This window comes from Promicromonospora sp. NPDC110617, from assembly GCF_055598465.1.
The window spans coordinates 557,794-578,671 of sequence record NZ_JBVKBM010000002.1 but is presented as its reverse complement, the minus strand read 5'-3'; the positions used below and the strand labels follow the sequence as shown (position 1 = coordinate 578,671).

Below are 20,878 nucleotides of genomic sequence, written 5' to 3'. Positions count from 1 at the left end.
TCGAAAGAAGGCACTTTCATGTCAGATGGGAACACCGGTGTGCCCCACCCCGACGCCCACATGGTCGCCGCCGCCGTCCGCGGCCTGCTGCCGGGACGCGTCCCGACGGAGGACTATGAGGCGTGCCCCGTCACGCACACGGTGCGGATGCTGGGCGACAAGTGGACGCTGCTCGTGCTGATGCTGCTCGCGGAACGTGCCCACCGGTTCAACGAGCTCCACCGGCGTGTCGACGGGATCAGCCAGCGGATGCTGACCCGCACCCTCCGCGCGCTGGAGGACGACGGACTGGTCGCCCGGACCGTCTTTCCCACCGTGCCGCCCGGGGTCGAGTACGACCTCACAGAGCGCGGCCGTGAGCTGCTGGTCCCGCTGTCGGCCCTGGCGGACTGGGTCGTGCGGGACCGGGCGGCATAGGCGGTTCGCGCTGCCTGCCCGCTCGCGCAGCCCGCTCCCGCCCGCCCGCACCGCACTTTCCGTACCTTTCTGTCACGTCTTGAGCGGCGGAATTCCGCCGATTAGCGTCACGTCGGACGCGCGACGGCGGCGTCGCGCCCGGAACGGAGGACGTGCTCATGACAGGTCCAGCGAACGGATTTCCCGTCGACCGGCGGTCGGTCCTGGCGGGCGCCGCCGGCGTCGCCGGCTCGCTGGTGGCGGGCCTCGCCCTGCCCGCCGCGACCGCCTCGGCGGCGGCCGCGGGAGCACCGGGTCGGACACCCGGGGGCACGCCGAGCGCCGGGGCGGCTGGAGGAGCAGCGCCCGATGAGGCGGCGTCGTCGGGCCAGCCCGCGGGCCGCTGTCCCGCGAACTGGCCCGACCCGGAGCCCTACGGCCTCGCGGACACGCGGCCGGACCTCTGGCCGCGCGACGACAACTCCTTCGTGCTGCCGCTGGAGCTGCGCCCGCGGGACCGGGAGCTCGGCCGGGTCTGGATCCGCGACACCTATGTGAACTGCTTCGTCGTCGACGGCAAGCCCGTCTACGTCGCCACGGGGACCACGCGGGTCCCGGGGCTCCCGGCGGCCGGTCCCTGGAACGACGGCATCTTCCTGTGGGTGGCCCCGTCGCTGCGCGGGCCGTGGCGGCTCGCCGACACGACGGCGATCCGGCCCGACGCCGCGCCGGGCGCCGAGAAGGGCAAGGTCTGGTCGCCCGAGTTCGTCGGCGAGAACCGGCCCGGCCGCACCGTCGTCGCCCCGTGGCAGGAGTACTGGGACGACCACGGCCAGTTCGGCAAGCGTGGCAACGCCTGGGCGCCGGAGGTGCACTACTTCCGCGGCACCTGGTACATCGTGGCCTGCATGGGCGACCACTCCACGAAGGTCGGCTCGTTCCTGCTGATCAGCGAGGGCGGCCCCGAGGGCCCGTACCGCCTGGCCGAGGGCAACGTCGACAAGCCCTTCGGCGACTCCTTCGTCGGCGGGCCGTCGTTCATCGCGCCCGGGGCGTACCACCACATCGACGGCAGCATCTACACCGAGGACGACGACGCCTGGCTGGTGCTGCACAACCATCTGTACGCACCGTTCCGGGACGACATGGAGGACATCGTCCCGACGACGGACCTGCCGCTGTTCCAGCAGACGCCGTACACGCCCGAGCCGTACCTGGAGGGTGCGTACGTGTTCAAGCACGGGGGCAAGTACTTCCTGGTGCACGCGGCCTGGGACCGCACGTCGACCAACGCGGACGGGACCACGCGGAACGCCTACGACACCCCGGGCGCCGGTCGGGTGCAGTACCAGTACGACGCCGTCGTCGCCGTCGCCGACCGGTTCGAGGGTCCGTACTCGGAGCGCTGGACCTCGGGGGTGGGCGCGGGCCACAACAACTTCTTCCTTGACCACCACGGCCAGCCCTGGGCGACGTTCTTCCGCAACCCGGCCGCCGGCTACTGGGCCGATCCGTCGCGGGTGGGCGAGGCGGCGGCCGCCGGCGTCGTCCGCCTGGAGTGGACGGGACCAGACGGCAACCGCCTGTACGTGGCCCGGCGCCCGGGTCGGTCCGCACACGACTGAACCACCCGCCCAGCCACAAACCCCGCCCAGCCACGAACCGTTGAGTGCTGGGTATTTGCGGGATCAGGCATTCAGATCACGCAAATACCCAGCACTCAACGGTTTGGGTTGTGCGGTTGAGGGTGGGTGGGGTCGGCGCGGGCGGGCTCAGCCCTGGCGGTCAGCCAGTGCCGTCTGGTACTCGTCGCGGATCGTGTCGCCGCCGCCCTTGGCCCACGCCGCAGCGGCGTCGGCCCAGGCGGTGACGGGCTTGCGCCCGGCGAGGATGTCGCCCTCCACGGAGGCGAGCTTCTCGCCGAGCTGGCCGCCCTTGCGGCTGGCCGTGTCGCTGAACAGGCCCTGCACCGGGTTGCGCACCGCGGTCGGCACGACGGCGGCCTGGGCGTCGTGCTCCGCCTGCGCCACGTCGGGGTCGCCGGCCTGGAAGTTCACCCAGGGGCCCTCGACCACGTACTTGAGCCCGAGCTGGATCTCGGTGCGGCCCTGGTCGGTGAGCACCGGGTCCGTGCCGTCGAGCTCGTGGTGCACGCCCTCGACGCCGTAGGTCCGGAAGAGGTGCTCCTCGGAGCCGAACGGTGCGGCGAGGTAGTTGATCAGGCTGAGCAGCGCCTCGACGCGGCCCTCGGACTTCTTGCTGATCGACGTGATGTTCTGGACGGGCGCGCCCAGGTGGATGCCCGCCATGCCGCCGCCCTCGGCGAGCGGGGGCGCCGCGACGGCGAGGCGGAAGTTCTCGTCGATCGGGTAGTTCGAGAAGTCGGGCCACGCGCTGAACGTGTCGTCGAGCATGCGGATGGTGCCGTTGACCAGCCAGGTCTTGCGCTGCGGCTGGGTGGCCGGCACGCCGTCCGGGTGCACGAGACCGTCCGCGACCAGACGCCGGCCGAGCTCCAGGGCCTCCTGCTGGCGCTCGTGCAGGTTCGCGCTGGTGAGCTTGCCGCCGTCCTCGGACCAGCCGTTCGGGATCTCGTACATCTGGCGCAGGTACCCCAGCGGCACGCGCCCGAGCGCCCAGGTGTTGCCGCCCGAGAGGTCCTTGCAGAGGTCGTAGAACTCCTCGGCGGTCGTCACCTGCGGGTCGATGCCCTCGGCCTCGAACCAGTCCTGGCGCGCGTAGAACACGGTGCTCTGCGCCGGCCCGCGGGGGACCGGAACGGCGAAGATCTTGCCGTTGTAGACGCAGGACTGCCAGCTCTCCGTCGGGATGTTCGCGAGGAACGGGTACTTCTTCACCGCGTCGCCCGAGAGGAACTCGGTCAGGTCGGTCGCCCGCTCCTCCAGCAGGCTCGGCAGACCGGGGACCTCGCCGGGGAACATCTCGAAGATGTCCGGCAGCCGGTCGCCGGCCACCGTCGTCTGGAACCGGTCGGAGTAGTCGCCGGCCGGTGTGAGCGCGATCGTCAGGGCGAACCCGAGCCGCTCGTGCAGCTCCTGCCAGTAGGCGTTGTTGTCCACCGACGGTGGCACCGGCGTGTTCGTCAGCCCGAAGATGCCGACGTCCTTGCCGTCGCCGACGGTCCCCTCCGTCACCTTCTGGGGGCTGGCCGGATACTTCAGCATGGTGTCGGGCACGCCGTCGGTGCCCTTGATGTCCATGGGCACGCCGTCGTACGGGACGTACGTCGGCAGGGCGACGGTGGCGCTGCCCGTCAGGGCACCGCCGCCGCGGCCTTCGTTGCTGCAGCCGGCGAGGCCGAGCACGGCGAACGCGCCGAGGCCCATACCTCCCATCAGCAGGCTGCGGCGGCTGATGTTCGTCTCCGTGAGCAAACGGTTCATGACTACTCCTCATCGAGCGGGGGAAGAAAAGAAAGCGAGCACAGCAGGATCGGGATGCCGGACGGCGCAGGCGGGTCAGCCCTTGACCGCGCCCGTGAGCATCCCCTTGGCGAAGTGGCGCTGCAGGAAGGGGTAGACCAGCAGCACCGGCACGATGGAGACCACGAGGATCGCCATCTGCAGCGACGTCTGGGGCGGCAGGGCGGCGGCGTCGATGCCCAGGTCCTGGGAGCCGAGCTGGGCGCCGTCGACCACGTAGGTGCGCAGCACGAGCTGCAGGGGCCACTTGCTCGCGTCCGACATGTAGAGCAGCGCGTTGAAGAACGCGTTCCAGTAGCCGACGCCGTAGAACAGGCCGACGACGGCGAGCACCGGCTTGGACAGCGGCAGGCCGATGCGCCAGAAGAGCTGCCACTCGGTGGCGCCGTCGATCCGCGCGGCGTCGATCACCTCGTTCGGAAGCTGCACGAAGAACGCGCGCACGACCACCACGTTGAAGGCCGAGACCGACGTCGGGATGATCAGCGCCCACAGCGTGTCCAGCAGGCCGAGCCGCTGGACCACGAGGTAGCTCGGGATGATCCCGGGGTTGAAGAGCAGGCTGATCAGCACCACGAGCAGCATCGCCCGGACGCCGAACGCGCCCTTGCGGCTCAGGGCCCAGCCGAGCGTCGTCGTCAGCGCGAGGCTCAGCGTGGTGCCGATGCCCGTGACGACGATGCTGATCCACAGCGCCTGCGTGACGACGCCGCCGGCGAAGATCATCTGGTAGGCGCTCAGGTCGATCCCGGTGGGCAGGAGCACGAAGCCGCCGGCCTCGGTGACCTGCTCCGGCGTGGCCAGGCTGGTGGAGATGATGCCGACGAACGGCAGGATCACCAGGGCGCAGGCGATCGTCAGGACGATGCCCTTGACGGTGCGCTCCATGAGGCCGGGCATCGCCACGCCGTCGATCACGGGGCGCGTGCGGCTGCGCGGCCGGCTGTCGTTCCTGTGGGGGCCCGGCGTGGTCGGGGGCTTGGCCGGGGCCGGTCCTGCGGTGGTGGTCGCGCTCATGCTCGGTACACCCCTTCCTCGCCGAAGGCGTGGGCGGTCTTGTTGGCGACGAGGACCAGGACCAGCCCGATCGCTCCCTTCACGAGGCCGACGGCGGCCGCGACGCCCCAGAACCCGCCCAGGACACCCTGGTTGTAGACGTAGGTGTCGAGCACGTCGGACACGCCGAGCCCGACCGCCTGCTGCTGGAGGATCAGCTGCTCGAACCCGACGCTCAGGGAGTCACCGAGCTTCAGGATGAGCAGCATGATGATGATCGGCCGCATGCCCGGCAGCGTGATGTGCCAGGTCTGGCGCCAGCGTGACGCGCCGTCGACGGCGGAGGCCTCGTACAGCGACTTGTCGATGCCGGCCAGCACCGCGAGGAACAGGATGGTGGCCCACCCGGTGTCCTTCCAGATCACCTGCGACGTGATGAGCGCGTAGAAGGCGTCGGAGTTGCCGATGATGTCGATGGGCTGCCAGCCGTGCGACCGCAGGAAGTTGTTGATCAGCCCGGCGCCGCCGAGGATCTGCTGGAACACCGCGACCACGATCACCCAGGACAGGAAGTGCGGCAGGTACAGGATCGACTGCACCCACTGGCGCACGCGGTTGGACACCAGGCTGTGCAGCAGCAGGGCCAGGATGATCGGCGCGGGGAAGACGAAGACCGTCTGCAGCAGCGTGATGACCAGGGTGTTGCGCAGCGCGGCCAGGAACTCGGGGTCGCCGGAGAACAGGATCTGGAAGTTCTCGAACCCGACCCAGAGGCTGCGCTCGATGCCGAGGTACGGCTGGTAGTCCTGGAAGGCGATGACGTTCCCGCCGAGGGCCAGGTACTGGAAGACGACGATGACCGCCATGCCGGGCAGCGCCAGCAGCAGCACCGCCCGGTCGCGGGCCAGCCGCCGCCACCACGGCAGAGGCCTGCGGATCTGCTGTGCTCCGCCGCCCTCTTCCGCCTCACCTCCTGCCGCGCGACGGCGGGAGGAGGCGCGTCCCGCTCGGGCCTCGTCGACCGCGGTCATCCCGCGGTCCCCGGCACGTCGCGGACGTGCGGCGCGTTGTCAGGCATGGTGTCGCTCCTCGGTGAACGGACTGATGGTTTCGTCGCTGCTTGGTACATCGTTGTTCCACGGGTGATCTCGGTGCGACGGCTTGCTCCATTGCCACGGGGCTGCACCATTGCAGAGTGATCGATCACCGCTTGCGGGTTAGGCTAGGAGGTGATCGATCACTTCGCAAGGGCCTCTCCAGCGACGACGATCTGTGACGGTGATCTGCGGGGGCGTGCCAGAATGCCCGCGTGCCACACGGACGCGGGTGCTGACCAGCGGTGATGAGCAGCGAGGACGGGGCATGGCGAACGAGAGCTCGACCGACACGGCGACAGGCAGCGCGACGGACACGGCGACCGAGAAGCGGCGCGCGACCATCTGGGAGGTCGCCAAGGCCGCCGGGGTCTCCCACCAGACCGTCTCGCGCTACCTGCGCCACGACGCCAAGATGCGGCCCGAGACCGTGGCCCGCGTGCGCCAGGCCGTCGAGGAGCTCGACTACCGTCCCAACCTGACCGCCCGGTCCATGCGCACCCGGCGCAGCGGCCGGGTGGCCGTGCTGCTCCCGGCGGTGGCCACGTACGGCCCGCCGCAGATCCTGAGCGGCGTGATGGAGGTCGCGCACGAGCACGGGTACACCGTCGAGGCGTTCAGCGTCGAGGGCACGCCGGCCGACCGCTTCGAGCGGGTGCTGGAGCTCGCCGACTCGGGCCAGGTCGAGGGCGTCCTTGCCCTTGCGCCCCTGCCGCCGGGGTCCGGCGGGCGGTTCCCCGAGCGGGCCGCGCTCGTCGTCTCGGCGGACTACGACGACAAGTTCCGCGGCGTCGGCGAGCTGGCCGACGGCTCGCCCGTCGAGGACCTCGTCGTGCGCCTCGCGGAGCTGGGCCACCGCCGGTTCCTGCACGTGACCGGCGCGCTCGACTACGCCTCCGCACGCGGGCGCCGCGACGTCTTCGTCGCGACGGTCGACCGGCTCGGGCTCGGTCCGGCCCTCGTCATCGAGAGCGACTGGTCGGCCGAGGGTGGCCGCGCCGCCGTCCTGTCCCTGCCGGAGAAGGACCACCCGACCGCCGTGATCGCGGCGAGCGACGTCGGCGCGGCCGGGGTGGTCCTGGGCGCCCGGGAGCGCGGGTGGACCATCCCGGGCGACCTCAGCGTGACCGGCTGGGACAACAACCAGCTCGGGGCGTACCTTGAACCCACGCTGACCACCGTCAACGTCGACCATCGCAAGCTCGGCCGGGCGGCGATGGCGCGGCTGGTCGCCACGCTCCAGCCGGAGACGGCGGCCGCGCGTGAGGCCGGGGCGGCGTCGGACGGTCCGCTGAACACGATCATCTGGCGCGGCTCGACGGGCCGGGCGCCGTCCTGACCGTGGGCGGCACGCCCGCGACCACCCGAGCCCCGGCCCGCTCCCGCCTCCGTTGAGTGCTGGACATTCGCGCCTTCCTGTGTGCCAAGAGCGCAAGAACCCAGAACTCAACGGAGGCGGGCGGGTGGGGCGGTCGGGTCAAGCGGTCGGGTCAGGCCAGGGCGGCCGACAGCTCGGCGGCGACCTCCGCGGGGGTGGGCATCCCCGCGATCTGGGCTGCCACCTTTCCGGCCGACTCGGCGTAGGACGGGTCGGTGCGGAGGGTCACGACCGCCTTCGCCACGTTCTCCGGGACGTCCGGGCCGGGCTGCACGGCGATGCCCGTGCCGGTCGCGCTGACCACCGCGGCCTGGAGGAACTGGTCGGCGCCCTGCGGCACCACGACCAGCGGCAGCCCGCGCGCCAGCACGCCGAGCGTCGTGCCGGCGCCGCCGTGGGTGACCACGAGGTCGACGCCGCGCAGCAGCTCCGCGAGCGGGGTGAAGCCGGCGAACACGACGTCGTCGGTGGCGGGGCCGGCGCCGGGCGCGCCGTTGTTGTCGAGGTCGTAGTCCGCGGCGCTCGCGGTGAGGCCGAGCGTGACCACGAGGTCCACGCCGACGGTGCGCAGCTCGGCCAGGATCGGGGTCAGGGTCGCCGGGTCCGAGAAGTGCGTGCCGAAGGTGACGAGCACCCGGGGGCGCGCTCCGACCGCGGCATCGGCGCCGTCCGCCGTGGTGCCGGTGCCCGTGCCCGTGCCCGCGGCGCCCGCGCCCGCGGCCGTGTCCGCGCCCGGCCCCTGGTGCGGCTCCGGGCGTACGGGGAGGCGGTTGGCGGGCGCCTGCCAGCCGGGCGGCTGGAGCAGGTCGGGGCACGGGTCGAGGTGCCACCGCGCCGGGACCGGCGTCAGGCCGCGGTCGGCATACCGGCTCGCGACGAGGGCGGTCATGCCGTCGGTGAACTCGGCCGGGATCGCCGGGCCGAACGCCATCGTGGCGAACGGCACGTCCAGCGCGGCGGCCACGAGGGGGCCCACGAAGTCCAGGGCCTCGGCCACGATCAGGTCGGGGGCGAAGCCCCGGGCGGCGGCGACGGCGTCGTCCGCGGTCAGGTCCACCCGGGTGCCCGCGAAGAAGTCCGCCACGGCCTCCGGACGGGGGTCCGCGGCGGCGTCGACGCCGGTCCGGCGCCCCGACTCCGCGAACAGGACGTCCGCCGTCGGTCCGGCGGGCAGGAGCTCGATGCCCTCGGCGTCGAGCAGCGGCGCGAATGCCGCCGCCGTCAGGACGGCGACCTGGTCGCCGCGCTCGCGGAACGCGCGGGCGAGGGGGAGCAGGGGCAGCAGGTGCCCGTGGGCGGGGGTGCTTGAGAAGAGTATGCGCACATTCATTAGTGTAGGACTACTGCGGATTGTCGGAACCCGTCATGTCCCCTGGACCGGGCCCTGGCCTGGCGCCGGATCGTGCCCCGAGCAGCGCGAACCCGAGCTGCTCCCGCAGCCAGGTGCGGCACGTCTCCGGGTCCCAGCCGATGGCGCCCAGCCGCAGCCACGACTCCGGGCTGAGGTAGTAGGCCAGGACGTCGGTCGCTCGTTCGGCGTCCAGCCCCTCCCGCAGTGCGCCCAGCGTCTCCAGGCGGGCCGTGATGAGCCCGAACCGTTCGCGCAGCAGCCGCTCGGTGCCCTGGAACGTCGCGCCGATCTCCGGGTCCGCCGACGCGTTGGCGATCAGCACGGTCATCAGCCGGCTGTGCCGGTGGACGACGTCGCCCGTGCTGCGCAGCGTGAGGTCGACGATCTCGTGGGCGTCGTCCGAGCCCGCGATCGCCGCCAGCGTCTCCTGGATGCTGTCCTCGCCCGAGGCCCGCTCGGTCAGGCCGCGCACCAGGCCGAGCTTGGTGCCGAACGCCACGTACACGGTGTTCGGGGACACCCCGGCCGCCTGCGCGATGCGGCCGATCGTCACCCGCGCGTAGCCGTCCTGCGCGAAGAGCGCCTCGGCCGCGTCCAGGATCGCGGCGCGCGTCGCGGCCGCCGCCTGGTCACGGACGGCGGAGCGGTAGGGGCGAGAGGTCATGCGGCTCAGCCTAGGTAGTCCGGATCTGTGGGGTACTGGTCGCTTCGGACGGCGCGGTGGTCGTGGCCGGCCCGGGAGGGTGGGAGAAGCCGGGGGGCGCCGCACGGTCGCCCCCTCGACCCACACCTCCCGAGGAGACACCATGCCGGAGACCACCGCCCCTGAGAGCATCGCCGGGATCACCGTCCCGGACACCGAGCTGGCCCGCGACGCGACCGCCCTGGTCCGGGACGCCGCCGACGACCTCGTCTTCGACCACTCCCGCCGGGTCTTCGTCTGGGGGATGCTGAAGGCGGCCGCCCGGGGCCTGGTGGTCGACCCGGAGCTCGCCTACGTGGGGGCCATGTTCCACGACCTGGGCCTGACGACGGACTACCGCACCACGGGCCGCCGGTTCGAGGTGGACGGCGCGGAGGCGGCGTCGGCGTTCCTGCTCGACCACGGCCGTCCGGCGGAGGAGGCGCACGCCGTCTGGCTCGCGATCGCGCTGCACACGACGCCCGAGATCCCGCTGCTGCTCGCACCGGAGGTCGCGGTGGTCACCCTGGGCGTGGAGACCGACGTGCTGGGCCTCGACCTCGACCAGATCACGCCGCGCCAGCGTGACGAGACGCTCGCCGCCCATCCGCGGCCGGACTTCAAGAGGCGCATCCTGCGAGCCTTCTACGACGGTATGGCCGACCGGCCCGGCACCACCTTCGGCACCATGAACGACGACGTGCTGGCCCACTTCGACCCCACGTTCCGGCGGCAGGACTTCGTGCGGATCATCCAGGACAACGACTGGTCCGAGTGACCACGGACCGCCCGGTCGTGCTTGAGTGTCGACGTGCTGCCGAATGAGCCGCCCACGGGCCCGACGAACCCGGTCCGCGACACCCACCCGCCCGGGCGCCGCGTCCTGTTCCTGGTGTTCGACGGGGTGAAGATGCTCGACGTCTCCGGGCCTGCCGAGGTCCTTGCCGAGGCCGGCAGCTTCGGCGCCTGGTACGACCTGGTGTACGCGTCGGTGTCGGGGCGGCCGGTGCGCACGTCGATCGGCACCCGCCTGCCGGTCGACGGCGCGGTGGCCGAGCTGGGCGAGGTGGACACGTTCGTCGTCGCGGGCGGGGACGACCTCGTCCGGCGCCCCGTCCCGCAGGAGCTCGTCGACGCCGTGCGTACCGCCCGGGCCGCGTCCCGGCGGCTGGTGTCGATCTGCACGGGCTCCTTCGTGCTCGCCGCCGCGGGCGTCCTCGACGATCGCCGCGCCACCACGCACTGGCGGCACGCCCGGCTGCTCGCCCGGGCGTATCCCGCGGTGTCGGTCGAGCCCGACGCCCTGTTCGTCGAGGACCGTGGTGTGTTCACGTCGGCCGGTGTTTCTGCGGGCATGGACCTCGCTCTGGCCCTGGTCGAGCAGGACCACGGTTCCGGTGTCGCGCGGGACGTCGCGCGCAGTCTGGTGATGTTCATGCAGCGGCCGGGCGGCCAGTCGCAGTTCTCGGCGCCCCTGGAGCTGTCCGCCCCGCGGTCGTCGGCGCTGCGCACGGTGGTCGACCTCGTGTCGGCCGACCCGGCGCTCGACCACACCACGACGTCCCTCGCCGCCGTGGCGGGTGTGACGCCCCGGCACCTCGCCCGGCTGTTCAGCGCCGAGCTCGGCACCTCGCCGGCGCGTCTCGTCGAGGACGCGCGGCTGGACCGGGCCAGGTCGCTGCTCGACGCCGGGCACTCGGTGACCCAGGCCGCGGCCGCCGCCGGGTTCGGCAGCCCGGAGACGATGCGGCGCCGGTTCCTCGCCCGCCTGGGGACGTCGCCGAGCCAGTACCGCGCGCGCTTCGCCGGTCGTGCGGGCCGGGCGACCGCCCGGCTGGACCGGACCACCGCAGGGCCGGACAGGACAACGCCAGGGCCGGACGGGACAACCCCAGGGCTGGACAGGATCACCCGCCTGCGCTGAGGTAACCCGCATGAGGTGGCGCAACGGCGAGCAGGGCTACGGCATCGTCACGAAGGTCCTGCACTGGCTGACGGTCGTGCTCCTGGCCGCCCAGCTCGCGGTCGGGTACGCGATGGACGACGACGGCGACGTGCCCGACGTCGACTGCGACCCGCCGGGGGAGGACCGTAGCGGTGGCGACACCACCGACGCCGAGGAGGACCGGTTCGACCAGCTCGAGGAGGCCTGCGAGCAGGCCCAGGACCTGCGTGAGCAGGACGCCGACGACGCCGTGGGCTCCGCGTGGTCCGACCTGTGGACGGGCGACTGGACGGGCGGCCTCGGTGACGGCACCGGCGGGCTGGCGCTGCCGGCGTGGCACGTCCTGCTCGGGCTGGCGATCATCGCGATCGGCGTGCTCCGCGTGGTGTGGCGCAGCACGACGCCGTTGCCGCCCTGGGACCCGCGGCTGACCCGGACCGACCGGAAGGTGCTGCACCGCGCCGAGCGGATCCTGCTCGCGATGCTCTTCGTGGTACCGGCGACCGGGATCGCGCTCGTGGTGGGCAGCACCGACCTCCTGCCGCTGCACATCGCGGCGCACCTGTGCTTCTACGCCGCGTTGGTGGCACACGTCGGCGTGGTCGTCCGACGGCGGGTGGTGGGCCGGATGCTCTGGGGGCGGTCGGCCGCCGGGCGGTGAGTCGCCGGCCGGATACGACCCAGACCGCCGGCACTTTTCGAACGTTCCGAAACTGCGTACACTTTGTTCGTACAGCGGCGACAGGAGCCTGGAAATGACCGCACTGACAGCGCAGACGTTTGTCCCCGACAAGTCCACGGCCGGGCTTGCCGAGGTGCACAGCTTTCTCACGGCGCACTCGGAACGGCGGGGGCCGACGCCCGAACCGCGGTTCCTCCTGGTGGGTTCCGAGGAAGGCGAGCAGATCGAGCTGCCGGAGACCGTCTACCAGGTGCTCGTTCAGGTTGTTGACGCGCTCGCAGCGGGCAAGGCGGTCACCATCTCGCCTACCGAGCCGCAGCTGACCACTCAGCAAGCAGCTGACCTGCTCGGCGTCTCTCGGCCGACGGTCGTGCGGCTGATCGAGTCCGGTGAGCTCGCCGCGGAGCGCAACGGAAACCGGCGTCGGCTCGCCCTGGGTGATGTGCTTGCCTATCGCGAAAGACGTCGCGCCCGGCAGTACGCCTTTCTCGCCGCGACCGCGGTGGATCTCGACGACGAGGAAGAGCCCGCCGTCATGATCGAGCGACTGCGCGAGGCGCGGACCCAGGTCGCAGCCGACCGTCGGAAGTGAGTGTATGTTCACCGCACTTCTGGACACGTCGGTCCTGTGGCCGAGCCTGCAGCGTGACTTCCTGCTCAGCCTGGCCGTACAGAACATCTACCGGCCGATCTGGTCCCAGGCCATCCTGGATGAGCTGGTGCGGAACCTGAGCAGGCAGAGCATGCCGCACGGCGGTTGATCGAGCAGATGGAGTGGGCGTTCGACGATGCGCGGGTCACCGGCTGGGAGCCGCTCGAGGGCTCCTACGGCTTGCCTGACGCGAACGACGAGCACCTGGTCGCGGCCGCCGTGATCGGTGGTGCCGGGGTGATCGTGAGCGACAACGTCAAGGATCTCCCCGCGAAGCTCCTGCCTGCGGGGCTGGATGTTGTGCCTGCGGCGCGCTTCGCCGCGGACGCCGTGTCGGTCTCCCCGCACAGCGCGCGACATGCGCTGGAGGAGATCAGCCGTCGCTACGGCAACCCACCCCGCTCCGTGGAGGACCTGCTCGACCTGCTGGCCCGGCGGTATCGCATGGATGAAGCTGTCGCGATGATCCGCGACGCGACGAGCGGCGAGTAGCGGCCGGCCGGGTCGATTTGCCGCCCGACGTGCGTCCCGCCCCCAGGGCACCGACGATCGGGGGATGAGCACAGGCTCGGCGACACCGCCGTCAGGAACCGGACCGGACCCGACACCTCCCGCCGCCGTGGCGGGCGACCGGCGGTTCTTCGGCCATCCCCTCGGTCTGATGACGCTGTTCACGACCGAGCTGTGGGAGCGCTTCAGCTACTACGGCATGCGCGCGATCCTGGTCTACTACCTGACCGACACGATCGCCAACGGCGGCCTGGGCCTCGACCAGACGCTCGGCGAGGCCGTCGTCTCGATCTACGGGACCGGCGTCTACCTGCTGTCCGTGGTCGGTGGCTGGCTCGCGGACCGGGTCATCGGCGCCCGGCGCTCCACGCTCTACGGCGGCATCATCATCGCCGCGGGCCACGTGTGCCTCTCGGTGCCCGCCGCCGGGTTCTCCTACCTGGGCATCGTGCTCGTGGCCCTCGGCACCGGCCTGCTCAAGCCCAACGTGTCCTCGATGGTGGGCTCCCTGTACGACCGGCAGGACCCGCGCCGCGAGTCGGCGTTCTCGATCTTCTACATGGGCATCAACATCGGCTCGTTCTTCTCGCCGATCATCGTCGGCGCCGTGCGCGCCGTCTGGGGCTACCACGCCGCGTTCTCCGTGGCCGCGATCGGCATGGGGATCGCGCTCGTGTTCTTCGTGCTGGGCCGCAAGAACCTGCACGGCGCCGGCGACGTCGTCCCCAACCCCATCCTGCCGGGGGAGCGGCCGGCACTCGCGCGGATGTTCGCGATCATCTTCGGCGCCGTGGTCGTGGTGTACCTCGTGGCCGTGCTCGTGGCCGGCGGCTGGGGCGTGCACGCCCTCATCGACGCCCTGAGCTACATCGCGTTCCTCGCCCCCATCGCGTTCTTCATCATGATGTACCGGTCGCCGCGCGTGACCGACGCCGAACGCCCCCGCCTGGTCGCCTACATCCCGCTGTTCGTGGCGGCCATGCTCTTCTTCATGATCTTCGAGCAGGCGGCGACGACGCTCGCGACCTTCGCGGCCGACCGGACCTCGCGCGAGGTCCTCGGGTTCACCGTCAGCCCCGAGTTCTTCCAGTCGATCAACCCGGCCTCCATCATCATCCTGGCCCCGGTGTTCGCCTGGCTGTGGGTCCGTACCAAGGACCGGCCGCCCACGCCGTACAAGTTCGCGATCGGCCTCGCGCTCGCGGCCCTCTCGTTCCTGGTGCTGGCGGCGGCGTCCGCCATCGCGGGCGACGACCTCACGCCCGGCTGGGTGCTCGTGGTCGTGTACGTGATCCAGACGCTCGGCGAGCTGTGCCTCTCGCCGGTGGGGCTGGCCGCCACGACCCTGCTCGCGCCGCGCGCCTACCAGGGTCAGGCGATGGCGCTGTGGTTCCTCGCGCCGGCCGCCGGGCAGGCCATCACGGCGCAGCTCGTCCAGGCGACCGAGGGCGCGTCCGACACCGCGTACTTCGGCGGCATCGGCCTGGTCGCCCTGGGCTTCGCGGCCGTCCTCGCGCTGCTCGGGCCGTGGGTCACGCGGCACGTGCGCCGCGCCGACCAGCTCGAAGGGGTGCACACGAGCGGGGAGTAGCCGCGCCGGAAACGGCTGGCCCCGCCCTGCACCCCCGGTCGTAGAGTGACCGCATGCCGACCATCGAGACCCTTGTCGCGTTCGTCGTGGCGTCCGTGATCCTCATCGTTATTCCCGGGCCGAGCGTCCTGTTCGTCGTCGGACGCTCGCTCTCCCTCGGCCGCCCCGGCGGCCTGCTCAGCGTGCTCGGCAACGAGCTCGGCGCCCTGCCGCTGGTCGCGGCCGTCGCGCTGGGCGTCGGCACGGTCGTGGCCGAGTCGATCGTGGCGTTCACGGTGCTCAAGCTGCTGGGCGCCGGCTACCTGGGCGTGCAGGCGATCCGGCACCGGCGCGACGGCGTGGAGCCCGAGGCCGCAGCGGGGCGCCGGGCGCCGTCGCACTGGGCGATCCTGCGCCAGGGCTTCGTGGTGGGCGTGACCAACCCCAAGACGATCGTGTTCTTCGTGGCCGCGCTGCCCCAGTTCGTCGACGTGCGCGCGGGACAGGTGCCGCTGCAGATGATGGTGCTCGGCCTGGTCTTCACGCTGGTCGCGCTGGTCTTCGACAGCCTGTGGGCGCTCCTCGCGGGTGCGGCGCGCACGTGGTTCGCGTCGTCGCCGCGGCGTCTGTCGGCGATCCGGGCCACGGGCGGCGGCATGATGATCGGTCTCGGCGGCACGCTCGCGCTCACCGGCAGCAGGGCGTGAGCGGGCAGGGCGTGAGCGGGCAGGGCGTGAGCGGGCAGGGCAGGAATGGGCAGAGTGTGAGCGGGCAGAGTGTGACCGGGAGTGCCGACACCCGCCTCGCCGTCGTCCGAGGACCGTCCGGGGCGGGCAAGTCGACCGTGGCCGCGGAGCTGCGTCGCAGGATGGGCCGGGGGACGGCGCTCGTGCAGCAGGACTACCTGCGCCGCATCCTGCTGTGGGAGAAGGACGTGCCCGGCGGGGTCAACATCGGGCTGATCGACACCGTGGTGCGCCACTCGCTCGACGCCGGCTACTCGGTGGTGCTGGAGGGCATCCTGGCCTACGACCACTACGGGCCCATGCTCACCACCCTGGTCGCCGACCACGCCGGGACGACGGCGTGCGCGTACCTGGACGTGCCGTTCGACGAGACGATCCGGCGGCACACGACCCGGCCGCAGGCCGCCGACTTCACGCCCGAGCAGATGGCGGACTGGTTCACCCTCGACGACCGGCTGCGCGTCGAGGAGGAGTTCGTCGTGGGGCAGGAGTCGCCGGCCGAGGAGACGGTCGGGAAGCTGTTGACGGCGCTTGGTGGCGGCCGGGTTCGCGATGAGAAATCACCGGTGGGAAGGGCGCGCCAGCAGGGGATGAATTGATCTATACCATTGCCGACTTTCGGCGCATTCTTGCGGGTGAGGGCTAAATCCCACCTGATACGTTGCAACAGGTAGTTCCCGTGTCTGGGACGGGGCTATCGAGCGAACCCCTCCGCAGCGGGCCCCTGCGGAGGGGCAGACCAGCCCTCCGTCCCGGCGAAGGAGGAGATCGTTGCGCACCAGCGAGCTGGCGGCCCTCGCCGGCGTGACGGTCCGTGCCCTGCGGCACTATCACCGGATCGGGCTGCTCGAGGAGCCGGGCCGCGTGGTTGACGACGACGCCGGCGTTTCCGCAGCCGACGTTTCCGCCGACGGCGTTTCCGCAGACGACGAGCACGAGTACGGGGTGCGACACCTGGCCCGGCTGCTGCGGATCACCCGCCTGACCGAGCTGGGCGTACCGCTGGCCGTACTGCCGGACGTGCTCGACGATCCCGACGCCGCCGCGGACCTGCTGGACCGGCTCGACCGGGAGGCGGCCGCCGAGATCAGGCGGCTCACCTGCCGACGGGCCGTGATCGCCGTGCTCAGGGAGCACGGGGGCGTGCCCGATCTGTCGTCCGATCTGCCGTCCGACCTGCCGTCTGATCTGCCGCATGTCGCGGCGACCAGCCTGCCGCCGGGTGAGGTTCCTGGCGCGGCGCCCGTCCACGACGGCCGGCATGTCCGTGTGCTGCACACGGTCGAGGAGCGCGGGCCGGGCGACTGACGCCGGGCCTCGCGCGCGCTCGTGCGCCGGGTCCTGCCTCTCGTGCCGGGTTCAGTGTCCTCGTGCCGCGCGCCGCCGACGGCGGCGGGCCTGCGCCGCGCGGTCCTCGGCGTCGTCGAGCTCGTCCTCGACCGCGGTCAGGTCGGCGCGTGCCTCGTCCGCCTGCGCACGGGCCTCGTCGAGGGCCCGGTGCGCCGCGTCACGCTCGGCGGTCAGCCGCGCGAGCTCCTCGTCCAGGCGCGCGGCCTCGCCCTTCGCCTGCTCGACGGCGGTGTCCGCGGCGTCCAGGCGGTCGCTCGCGTCGTCGCGCCGGGCCTCCAGCCGGTCCACCTGCGCGGAGGTCTCCTCGACGGCCTGTTCTACGGCCGCGGCCGTATCGGGCTCGGCGTCGGGCGCGGCGTCGGGCTCAGCCTTTGCCGCCCTCGGCTTGGTGGCGGCCCCCTGCGCGTCCGCCTCCGCCTGCGCGTCCGCGTCCGCCTCCGCCGCGTCCGGGCGCAGCGGTACGAGGTCCGCCTCCTCGCCGAGCTCGTCCACGATCCCGAAGCCGGCGTGCTGCAGGCCGCGCGAGAGGCGTCCGGCGCGTACGGCCGCGCCGGCGTCCGCGTCCATGACGGCGGCCGTCAGCGTCTCGGTCAGACGGTCGAGGACGGCGGCCGACACCGGTCGCCCGCCCACCTCGCCGGCGTTGCGCACGGCGCCGACCAGCGCCTCGGTGCGCTCCCGGCGCAGGTGGTCCAGCGCCTTGATGCGGGCGCGGTCGCGGTCCTGCGTGGCGGCGCGGAGCTCGTCGCCGACGGCGGTCAGCGCCGCGACGTCGTCCGGGTGCTCCCGCACCACGTGGTTGATCACCCACGCCGCGACCGACGGCTTGGGCAGGCGCTTGACGCGCTCCGCGCCGAGCCGGTCGCCGCCGTCCGCCACCTGCCGGGCCGCGGCGTCGCGGGCGGCCACGAAGCCGTCGAGCGGCTGCGTGTACAGGGCGTCGACCATCGCGTCGAGATCCGCGGGTTCGAGATCAGGAGGTTCGGGCGGCGCTGTCACGGTCTCACCGTGGCACGGCCGCCGGCGTTCCGCCCGACAGCCCGGCAGCCCTGTTGCGTCGGCGCGTCGCCGCCGACTACGCCGACTATGCCGGCTCGCCGCCCCCGGCGCGCCGGTCCCGGTCGGCCCGGCCGGTCCAGTGCCCCACCCAGATGGCGCCGAGCAGGGCCAGCACGCCGATGAGGACCGGCGCCGCGGCCAGCGGCGCGATCGCGGCGACGGCCGAGACGAGCAACGGCCCGCCGGTGTTGCCGATGTCGCCGCACAGCCGCCAGCCGCCGAGGAACTGCGACCGGCCCTCCTCGGGGGCGACGTCGGCGCCCAGGGTCATGACGATCCCCGAGCCGAGCCCGTTGCCGAGCGCGATGAGCGCCATCACCAGGCCGACGGTGAGCGCCGAGTCGGCCAGCGGGAGCAGCAGGCAGCCGACGCCGACGGCGAGGACCACGGGCACCGCGACCACCCGCCGGCCCTTGGTGTCGAGCAGCCAGCCGCCCGGGAGGGTGAGCGCGATGTCGATCGTCGCCGCGACCGCGAACAGCAGGGAGACGACGGCGGCGGAGATGTGCACGTGGTCGGCCCACAGCGGCAGCAGGCCGGTGCGCACCGAGCGCGACGCGCCGATGATGATGACCGCCACGCCGAGGGTGAGCAGGGTGCGGCGGTGCTCCCACAGGACCGAGTGCACCGGCAGCGGGACGGCGCCCCGGCGCACCCTGCCGAAGTCCGGCATCCGCGTGACGATCAGCGCCGACGCGACAGACGCGCACGCCGCGAGCAGGAACACCGAGCGGACGTCGAACAGGTGGATCAGCAGCGCGCCCAGCAGCGGGCCCACCAGGATGCCCAGGCGCATCGACCCGCCGAGCAGCGCCATGCCGCGCGCCCGGTGGCTCACCGGCACCGCGTCGATGAGGAACCCCTGCCGGGCCAGCAGGAACGCCGTCCAGCTCATGCCGCTGACGAAGACGCAGACGCACAGCAGCCAGACCGAGGGCACGAAGTACGCGACCAGCATCGCCACCGCGTCGACCAGCCCGGCGATCACCAGGGTGCGGCGCTCGCCGAGCCGCGCCACGAGCGCGCCCGACGGCAGGGAGTTGGCGAGCTGCCCGATGCCCAGCAGGGCGACGACGAACGCCGCCAGCGCCGTGCCCGCGCCCAGGTCACCGGCGTGGATCGCGAGCACGGGCATGACCGCGCCGTGGCCGATCGAGCTGACGACGGACGGCAGGTAGGCGACGACGGCGATGTCGCGAAAGCGGAAGTCCCGATCGTCCCCTGAACCGCCGCTACCGCCGTCGCTCGTCACACCGCCATCGTGCCAGATAGTTACCTTCGGCAACGACCTGGTCCGCAGTGTGGGCTGGTCTACTCGAGCACGGCCCCCTTCGACGCCGACTGGACCAGCTTCGAGTACTTGGCGAGCACGCCCCGCTGGTAGGAGTGGGCCAGCGGCGCCCAGCCCGCCGACCGGGCCTCCAGCTCGGCCGGGTCGACCAGGATGTCGAGGGTCTTGGCGGCCACGTCGAGGCGGATACGGTCGCCGTCGCGCACGAACGCGATGGGTCCGGCGTCCACGGCCTCGGGCGCGATGTGCCCCACGCACAGGCCGGTCGTGCCGCCCGAGAAACGGCCGTCGGTGATGAGCAGCACGTCCTTGCCGAGGCCCGCGCCCTTGATGGCACCGGTGATGGCGAGCATCTCGCGCATCCCAGGCCCGCCCTTGGGCCCCTCGTAGCGGATGACGACGACGTCGCCCGCCTGGATCGTGCCGTCCTCCAGGGCGTCGAGCGCGCCCCGCTCGCGCTCGAAGACGCGCGCGGTGCCCTCGAACACGTCGGAGTCGAAGCCCGCCGACTTCACGACGGCGCCACCCGGGGCCAGCGACCCGCTCAGGATCGTGATGCCGCCGGTGCGGTGGATCGGGTTGTCCATGGCCCGCAGGATCTTGCCGTCCGGGTCCGGCGGCGCGATGTCGGCGAGGTTCTCGGCCATGGTGCGGCCCGTGACGGTCAGGGCGTCCCCGTGCAGCAGCCCGGCGTCGAGCAGCGCCTTCATCACCACGGGCACGCCGCCGATCCGGTCGACGTCGTTCATGACGTACTGCCCGAACGGCTTGAGGTCGCCCAGGTGCGGCACGCGGTCGGCGACGCGGGAGAAGTCGTCGAGGGTGAGCTCCACCTCGGCCTCGTGCGCGATGGCGAGCAGGTGCAGCACCGCGTTGGTGGACCCGCCGAACGCCATGACGACGGCGATGGCGTTCTCGAACGCCTCCTTGGTCAGGATGTCGCGCGCCGTGATGCCCTGGCGGAGCAGGTTCACCACGGCCTCGCCCGACCGGTGCGCCCAGGTGTCACGGCGGCGGTCGGCGGCGGGCGGCGCCGCGGACCCGGGCAGCGACATGCCGAGCGCCTCGGCCGCCGACGCCATCGTGTTGGCGGTGTACATGCCGCCGCACGCGCCCTCTCCGGGGCAGATCGCGCGCTCGATGCGGTCGACGTCCTCCTGGCTCATCAGCCCGCGGGAGCACGCGCCGACCGCCTCGAAGGCGTCGATGATCGTGACCTGCTTCTCGGTGCCGTCGGTCAGCTTGACCCAGCCCGGCATGATCGAGCCGGCGTAGAGGAACACGCTGGACAGGTCCAGGCGGGCGGCGGCCATCAGCATGCCGGGCAGCGACTTGTCGCAGCCGGCCAGGAGCACCGAGCCGTCCAGGCGCTCGGCCTGCATGACGGTCTCGACGGAGTCGGCGATGACCTCGCGGGACACGAGCGAGAAGTGCATGCCCTCGTGCCCCATCGAGATGCCGTCCGAGACGGAGATGGTGCCGAACTCCAGCGGGTAGCCGCCCGCGGCGTGCACGCCCTCCTTGCTCGCCTTCGCGAGCCGGTCCAGCGAGAGGTTGCAGGGTGTGATCTCGTTCCACGAGCTCGCGACGCCGATCTGCGGTTTGGCGAAGTCGTCGTCACCCAGCCCGACGGCGCGGAGCATGCCGCGCGACGCGGTCGCCTCGAGGCCGTCGGTCACCTGTCGGGAGCGGGGCTTGACGTCGACCGGGGGGTTCTCGTCAGTGGTCATCCT

The 20,878-nt window shown here is 72.3% G+C and carries 21 protein-coding genes and 1 pseudogene; 14 read left to right on the top strand and 8 right to left on the bottom strand.

What is annotated here, in order from left to right; genetic code table 11:
• The first annotated feature begins 18 nt into the window (after nucleotides 1-18).
• Nucleotides 19-417 (top strand): winged helix-turn-helix transcriptional regulator, encoded by a 399-nt coding sequence (locus ACZ7LE_RS13325; RefSeq protein WP_470403748.1) that lies wholly within the window; start codon nucleotides 19-21, stop codon nucleotides 415-417.
• Nucleotides 418-575: 158 nt separating this feature from the next.
• Nucleotides 576-2,021, top strand: coding sequence for a family 43 glycosylhydrolase (locus ACZ7LE_RS13320; protein WP_470403747.1), 1,446 nt, complete (start codon nucleotides 576-578; stop codon nucleotides 2,019-2,021).
• A 147-nt stretch (nucleotides 2,022-2,168) separates the two neighbouring features.
• Here ACZ7LE_RS13320 and ACZ7LE_RS13315 read toward each other — a convergent pair whose 3' ends face one another.
• From ACZ7LE_RS13315 to ACZ7LE_RS13305, 3 genes are all read right to left on the bottom strand, one after another.
• Complete coding sequence (locus ACZ7LE_RS13315; RefSeq protein WP_470403746.1) at nucleotides 2,169-3,800, bottom strand: type 2 periplasmic-binding domain-containing protein; 1,632 nt, start codon at nucleotides 3,798-3,800, stop codon at nucleotides 2,169-2,171.
• A 75-nt stretch (nucleotides 3,801-3,875) separates the two neighbouring features.
• Entirely contained in the window at nucleotides 3,876-4,856 is a 981-nt protein-coding gene (locus tag ACZ7LE_RS13310) for a carbohydrate ABC transporter permease (RefSeq protein ID WP_470403745.1), read from the bottom strand.
• Nucleotides 4,853-5,866, bottom strand: coding sequence for an ABC transporter permease (locus ACZ7LE_RS13305; RefSeq protein WP_470403744.1), 1,014 nt, complete (start codon nucleotides 5,864-5,866; stop codon nucleotides 4,853-4,855). The genes ACZ7LE_RS13310 and ACZ7LE_RS13305 overlap by 4 nt, the downstream gene beginning before the upstream one ends.
• 331 nt (nucleotides 5,867-6,197) lie before the next feature.
• On the opposite strand from ACZ7LE_RS13305, the gene ACZ7LE_RS13300 reads away from it, so the two are divergent.
• Entirely contained in the window at nucleotides 6,198-7,268 is a 1,071-nt protein-coding gene (locus ACZ7LE_RS13300) for a LacI family DNA-binding transcriptional regulator (protein WP_470403743.1), read from the top strand.
• A gap of 151 nt (nucleotides 7,269-7,419) precedes the next feature.
• Here ACZ7LE_RS13300 and ACZ7LE_RS13295 read toward each other — a convergent pair whose 3' ends face one another.
• Together ACZ7LE_RS13295 and ACZ7LE_RS13290 are read right to left on the bottom strand one after the other, a co-directional pair.
• Nucleotides 7,420-8,637 (bottom strand): glycosyltransferase, encoded by a 1,218-nt coding sequence (locus tag ACZ7LE_RS13295; RefSeq protein WP_470403742.1) that lies wholly within the window; start codon nucleotides 8,635-8,637, stop codon nucleotides 7,420-7,422.
• A gap of 10 nt (nucleotides 8,638-8,647) precedes the next feature.
• Nucleotides 8,648-9,322, bottom strand: a complete 675-nt coding sequence (locus ACZ7LE_RS13290) for a TetR/AcrR family transcriptional regulator (protein ID WP_470403741.1) — start codon at nucleotides 9,320-9,322, stop codon at nucleotides 8,648-8,650.
• 142 nt (nucleotides 9,323-9,464) lie between these two features.
• Between ACZ7LE_RS13290 and ACZ7LE_RS13285 the strand changes: the two genes are divergently transcribed.
• The 11 genes and pseudogenes from ACZ7LE_RS13285 to ACZ7LE_RS13235 all read left to right on the top strand — a co-directional run bounded on the left by ACZ7LE_RS13285 (nucleotide 9,465) and on the right by ACZ7LE_RS13235 (nucleotide 16,753).
• Nucleotides 9,465-10,118: an HD domain-containing protein gene (locus ACZ7LE_RS13285; protein WP_470403740.1), complete on the top strand. Its 654-nt coding sequence runs from the start codon at nucleotides 9,465-9,467 to the stop codon at nucleotides 10,116-10,118.
• 33 nt (nucleotides 10,119-10,151) lie between these two features.
• A complete protein-coding gene (locus ACZ7LE_RS13280) occupies nucleotides 10,152-11,264 on the top strand; it encodes a GlxA family transcriptional regulator (protein WP_470403739.1) in 1,113 nt (370 codons plus the stop codon).
• 10 nt (nucleotides 11,265-11,274) lie between these two features.
• Nucleotides 11,275-11,946, top strand: a complete 672-nt coding sequence (locus ACZ7LE_RS13275) for a cytochrome b (RefSeq protein ID WP_470403738.1) — start codon at nucleotides 11,275-11,277, stop codon at nucleotides 11,944-11,946.
• Between the two features lie 94 nt (nucleotides 11,947-12,040).
• Nucleotides 12,041-12,559: a helix-turn-helix domain-containing protein gene (locus tag ACZ7LE_RS13270; RefSeq protein ID WP_470403737.1), complete on the top strand. Its 519-nt coding sequence runs from the start codon at nucleotides 12,041-12,043 to the stop codon at nucleotides 12,557-12,559.
• 4 nt (nucleotides 12,560-12,563) lie between these two features.
• Nucleotides 12,564-12,728, top strand: coding sequence for a PIN domain-containing protein (locus ACZ7LE_RS13265; protein WP_470403736.1), 165 nt, complete (start codon nucleotides 12,564-12,566; stop codon nucleotides 12,726-12,728).
• Nucleotides 12,725-13,111 carry a VapC50 family PIN domain-containing toxin gene (locus ACZ7LE_RS13260; protein ID WP_470403735.1) on the top strand — a complete coding sequence of 129 codons (387 nt, stop codon included), beginning with the start codon at nucleotides 12,725-12,727 and terminating at the stop codon, nucleotides 13,109-13,111. Before ACZ7LE_RS13265 ends, ACZ7LE_RS13260 begins: the two co-directional genes overlap by 4 nt.
• 64 nt (nucleotides 13,112-13,175) lie before the next feature.
• Nucleotides 13,176-14,720 carry a peptide MFS transporter gene (locus ACZ7LE_RS13255; protein ID WP_470403734.1) on the top strand — a complete coding sequence of 515 codons (1,545 nt, stop codon included), beginning with the start codon at nucleotides 13,176-13,178 and terminating at the stop codon, nucleotides 14,718-14,720.
• Nucleotides 14,721-14,773: 53 nt separating this feature from the next.
• On the top strand, nucleotides 14,774-15,406 hold the full coding sequence (locus tag ACZ7LE_RS13250) for a LysE family translocator (RefSeq protein WP_470403733.1): 633 nt from the start codon (nucleotides 14,774-14,776) through the stop codon (nucleotides 15,404-15,406).
• A 56-nt stretch (nucleotides 15,407-15,462) separates the two neighbouring features.
• Nucleotides 15,463-16,044, top strand: coding sequence for an AAA family ATPase (locus ACZ7LE_RS13245; protein WP_470403732.1), 582 nt, complete (start codon nucleotides 15,463-15,465; stop codon nucleotides 16,042-16,044).
• A 172-nt stretch (nucleotides 16,045-16,216) separates the two neighbouring features.
• Nucleotides 16,217-16,297 (top strand): annotated as a pseudogene (locus ACZ7LE_RS13240) (MerR family DNA-binding transcriptional regulator); the annotation flags it as partial.
• 12 nt (nucleotides 16,298-16,309) lie between these two features.
• Nucleotides 16,310-16,753, top strand: a complete 444-nt coding sequence (locus tag ACZ7LE_RS13235) for a hypothetical protein (protein WP_470404566.1) — start codon at nucleotides 16,310-16,312, stop codon at nucleotides 16,751-16,753.
• 51 nt (nucleotides 16,754-16,804) lie between these two features.
• Here ACZ7LE_RS13235 and ACZ7LE_RS13230 read toward each other — a convergent pair whose 3' ends face one another.
• From ACZ7LE_RS13230 to ilvD, 3 genes are all read right to left on the bottom strand, one after another.
• Complete coding sequence (locus ACZ7LE_RS13230; protein ID WP_470403731.1) at nucleotides 16,805-17,794, bottom strand: hypothetical protein; 990 nt, start codon at nucleotides 17,792-17,794, stop codon at nucleotides 16,805-16,807.
• 85 nt (nucleotides 17,795-17,879) lie between these two features.
• Complete coding sequence (locus ACZ7LE_RS13225) at nucleotides 17,880-19,106, bottom strand: MFS transporter (RefSeq protein WP_470403730.1); 1,227 nt, start codon at nucleotides 19,104-19,106, stop codon at nucleotides 17,880-17,882.
• A gap of 59 nt (nucleotides 19,107-19,165) precedes the next feature.
• Nucleotides 19,166-20,875, bottom strand: a complete 1,710-nt coding sequence (ilvD, locus tag ACZ7LE_RS13220; RefSeq protein WP_470403729.1) for a dihydroxy-acid dehydratase — start codon at nucleotides 20,873-20,875, stop codon at nucleotides 19,166-19,168.
• Nucleotides 20,876-20,878 lie beyond the last annotated feature (3 nt).

Excerpts from the sequence above, each read along its gene's own strand:
- ACZ7LE_RS13255 (WP_470403734.1), top strand. The coding sequence starts at position 13,176 with ATGAGCACAGGCTCGGCGACACCGCCGTCAGGAACCGGACCGGACCCG.
- ACZ7LE_RS13300 (WP_470403743.1), top strand. The coding sequence starts at position 6,198 with ATGGCGAACGAGAGCTCGACCGACACGGCGACAGGCAGCGCGACGGAC.
- ilvD (WP_470403729.1), bottom strand. The coding sequence starts at position 20,875 with ATGACCACTGACGAGAACCCCCCGGTCGACGTCAAGCCCCGCTCCCGA.
- ACZ7LE_RS13290 (WP_470403741.1), bottom strand. The coding sequence starts at position 9,322 with ATGACCTCTCGCCCCTACCGCTCCGCCGTCCGTGACCAGGCGGCGGCC.
- ACZ7LE_RS13250 (WP_470403733.1), top strand. The coding sequence starts at position 14,774 with ATGCCGACCATCGAGACCCTTGTCGCGTTCGTCGTGGCGTCCGTGATC.
- ACZ7LE_RS13315 (WP_470403746.1), bottom strand. The coding sequence starts at position 3,800 with ATGAACCGTTTGCTCACGGAGACGAACATCAGCCGCCGCAGCCTGCTG.
- ACZ7LE_RS13325 (WP_470403748.1), top strand. The coding sequence starts at position 19 with ATGTCAGATGGGAACACCGGTGTGCCCCACCCCGACGCCCACATGGTC.
- ACZ7LE_RS13320 (WP_470403747.1), top strand. The coding sequence starts at position 576 with ATGACAGGTCCAGCGAACGGATTTCCCGTCGACCGGCGGTCGGTCCTG.
- ACZ7LE_RS13265 (WP_470403736.1), top strand. The coding sequence starts at position 12,564 with ATGTTCACCGCACTTCTGGACACGTCGGTCCTGTGGCCGAGCCTGCAG.
- ACZ7LE_RS13305 (WP_470403744.1), bottom strand. The coding sequence starts at position 5,866 with ATGACCGCGGTCGACGAGGCCCGAGCGGGACGCGCCTCCTCCCGCCGT.
- ACZ7LE_RS13295 (WP_470403742.1), bottom strand. The coding sequence starts at position 8,637 with ATGAATGTGCGCATACTCTTCTCAAGCACCCCCGCCCACGGGCACCTG.
- ACZ7LE_RS13270 (WP_470403737.1), top strand. The coding sequence starts at position 12,041 with ATGACCGCACTGACAGCGCAGACGTTTGTCCCCGACAAGTCCACGGCC.
- ACZ7LE_RS13275 (WP_470403738.1), top strand. The coding sequence starts at position 11,275 with ATGAGGTGGCGCAACGGCGAGCAGGGCTACGGCATCGTCACGAAGGTC.
- ACZ7LE_RS13285 (WP_470403740.1), top strand. The coding sequence starts at position 9,465 with ATGCCGGAGACCACCGCCCCTGAGAGCATCGCCGGGATCACCGTCCCG.
- ACZ7LE_RS13310 (WP_470403745.1), bottom strand. The coding sequence starts at position 4,856 with ATGAGCGCGACCACCACCGCAGGACCGGCCCCGGCCAAGCCCCCGACC.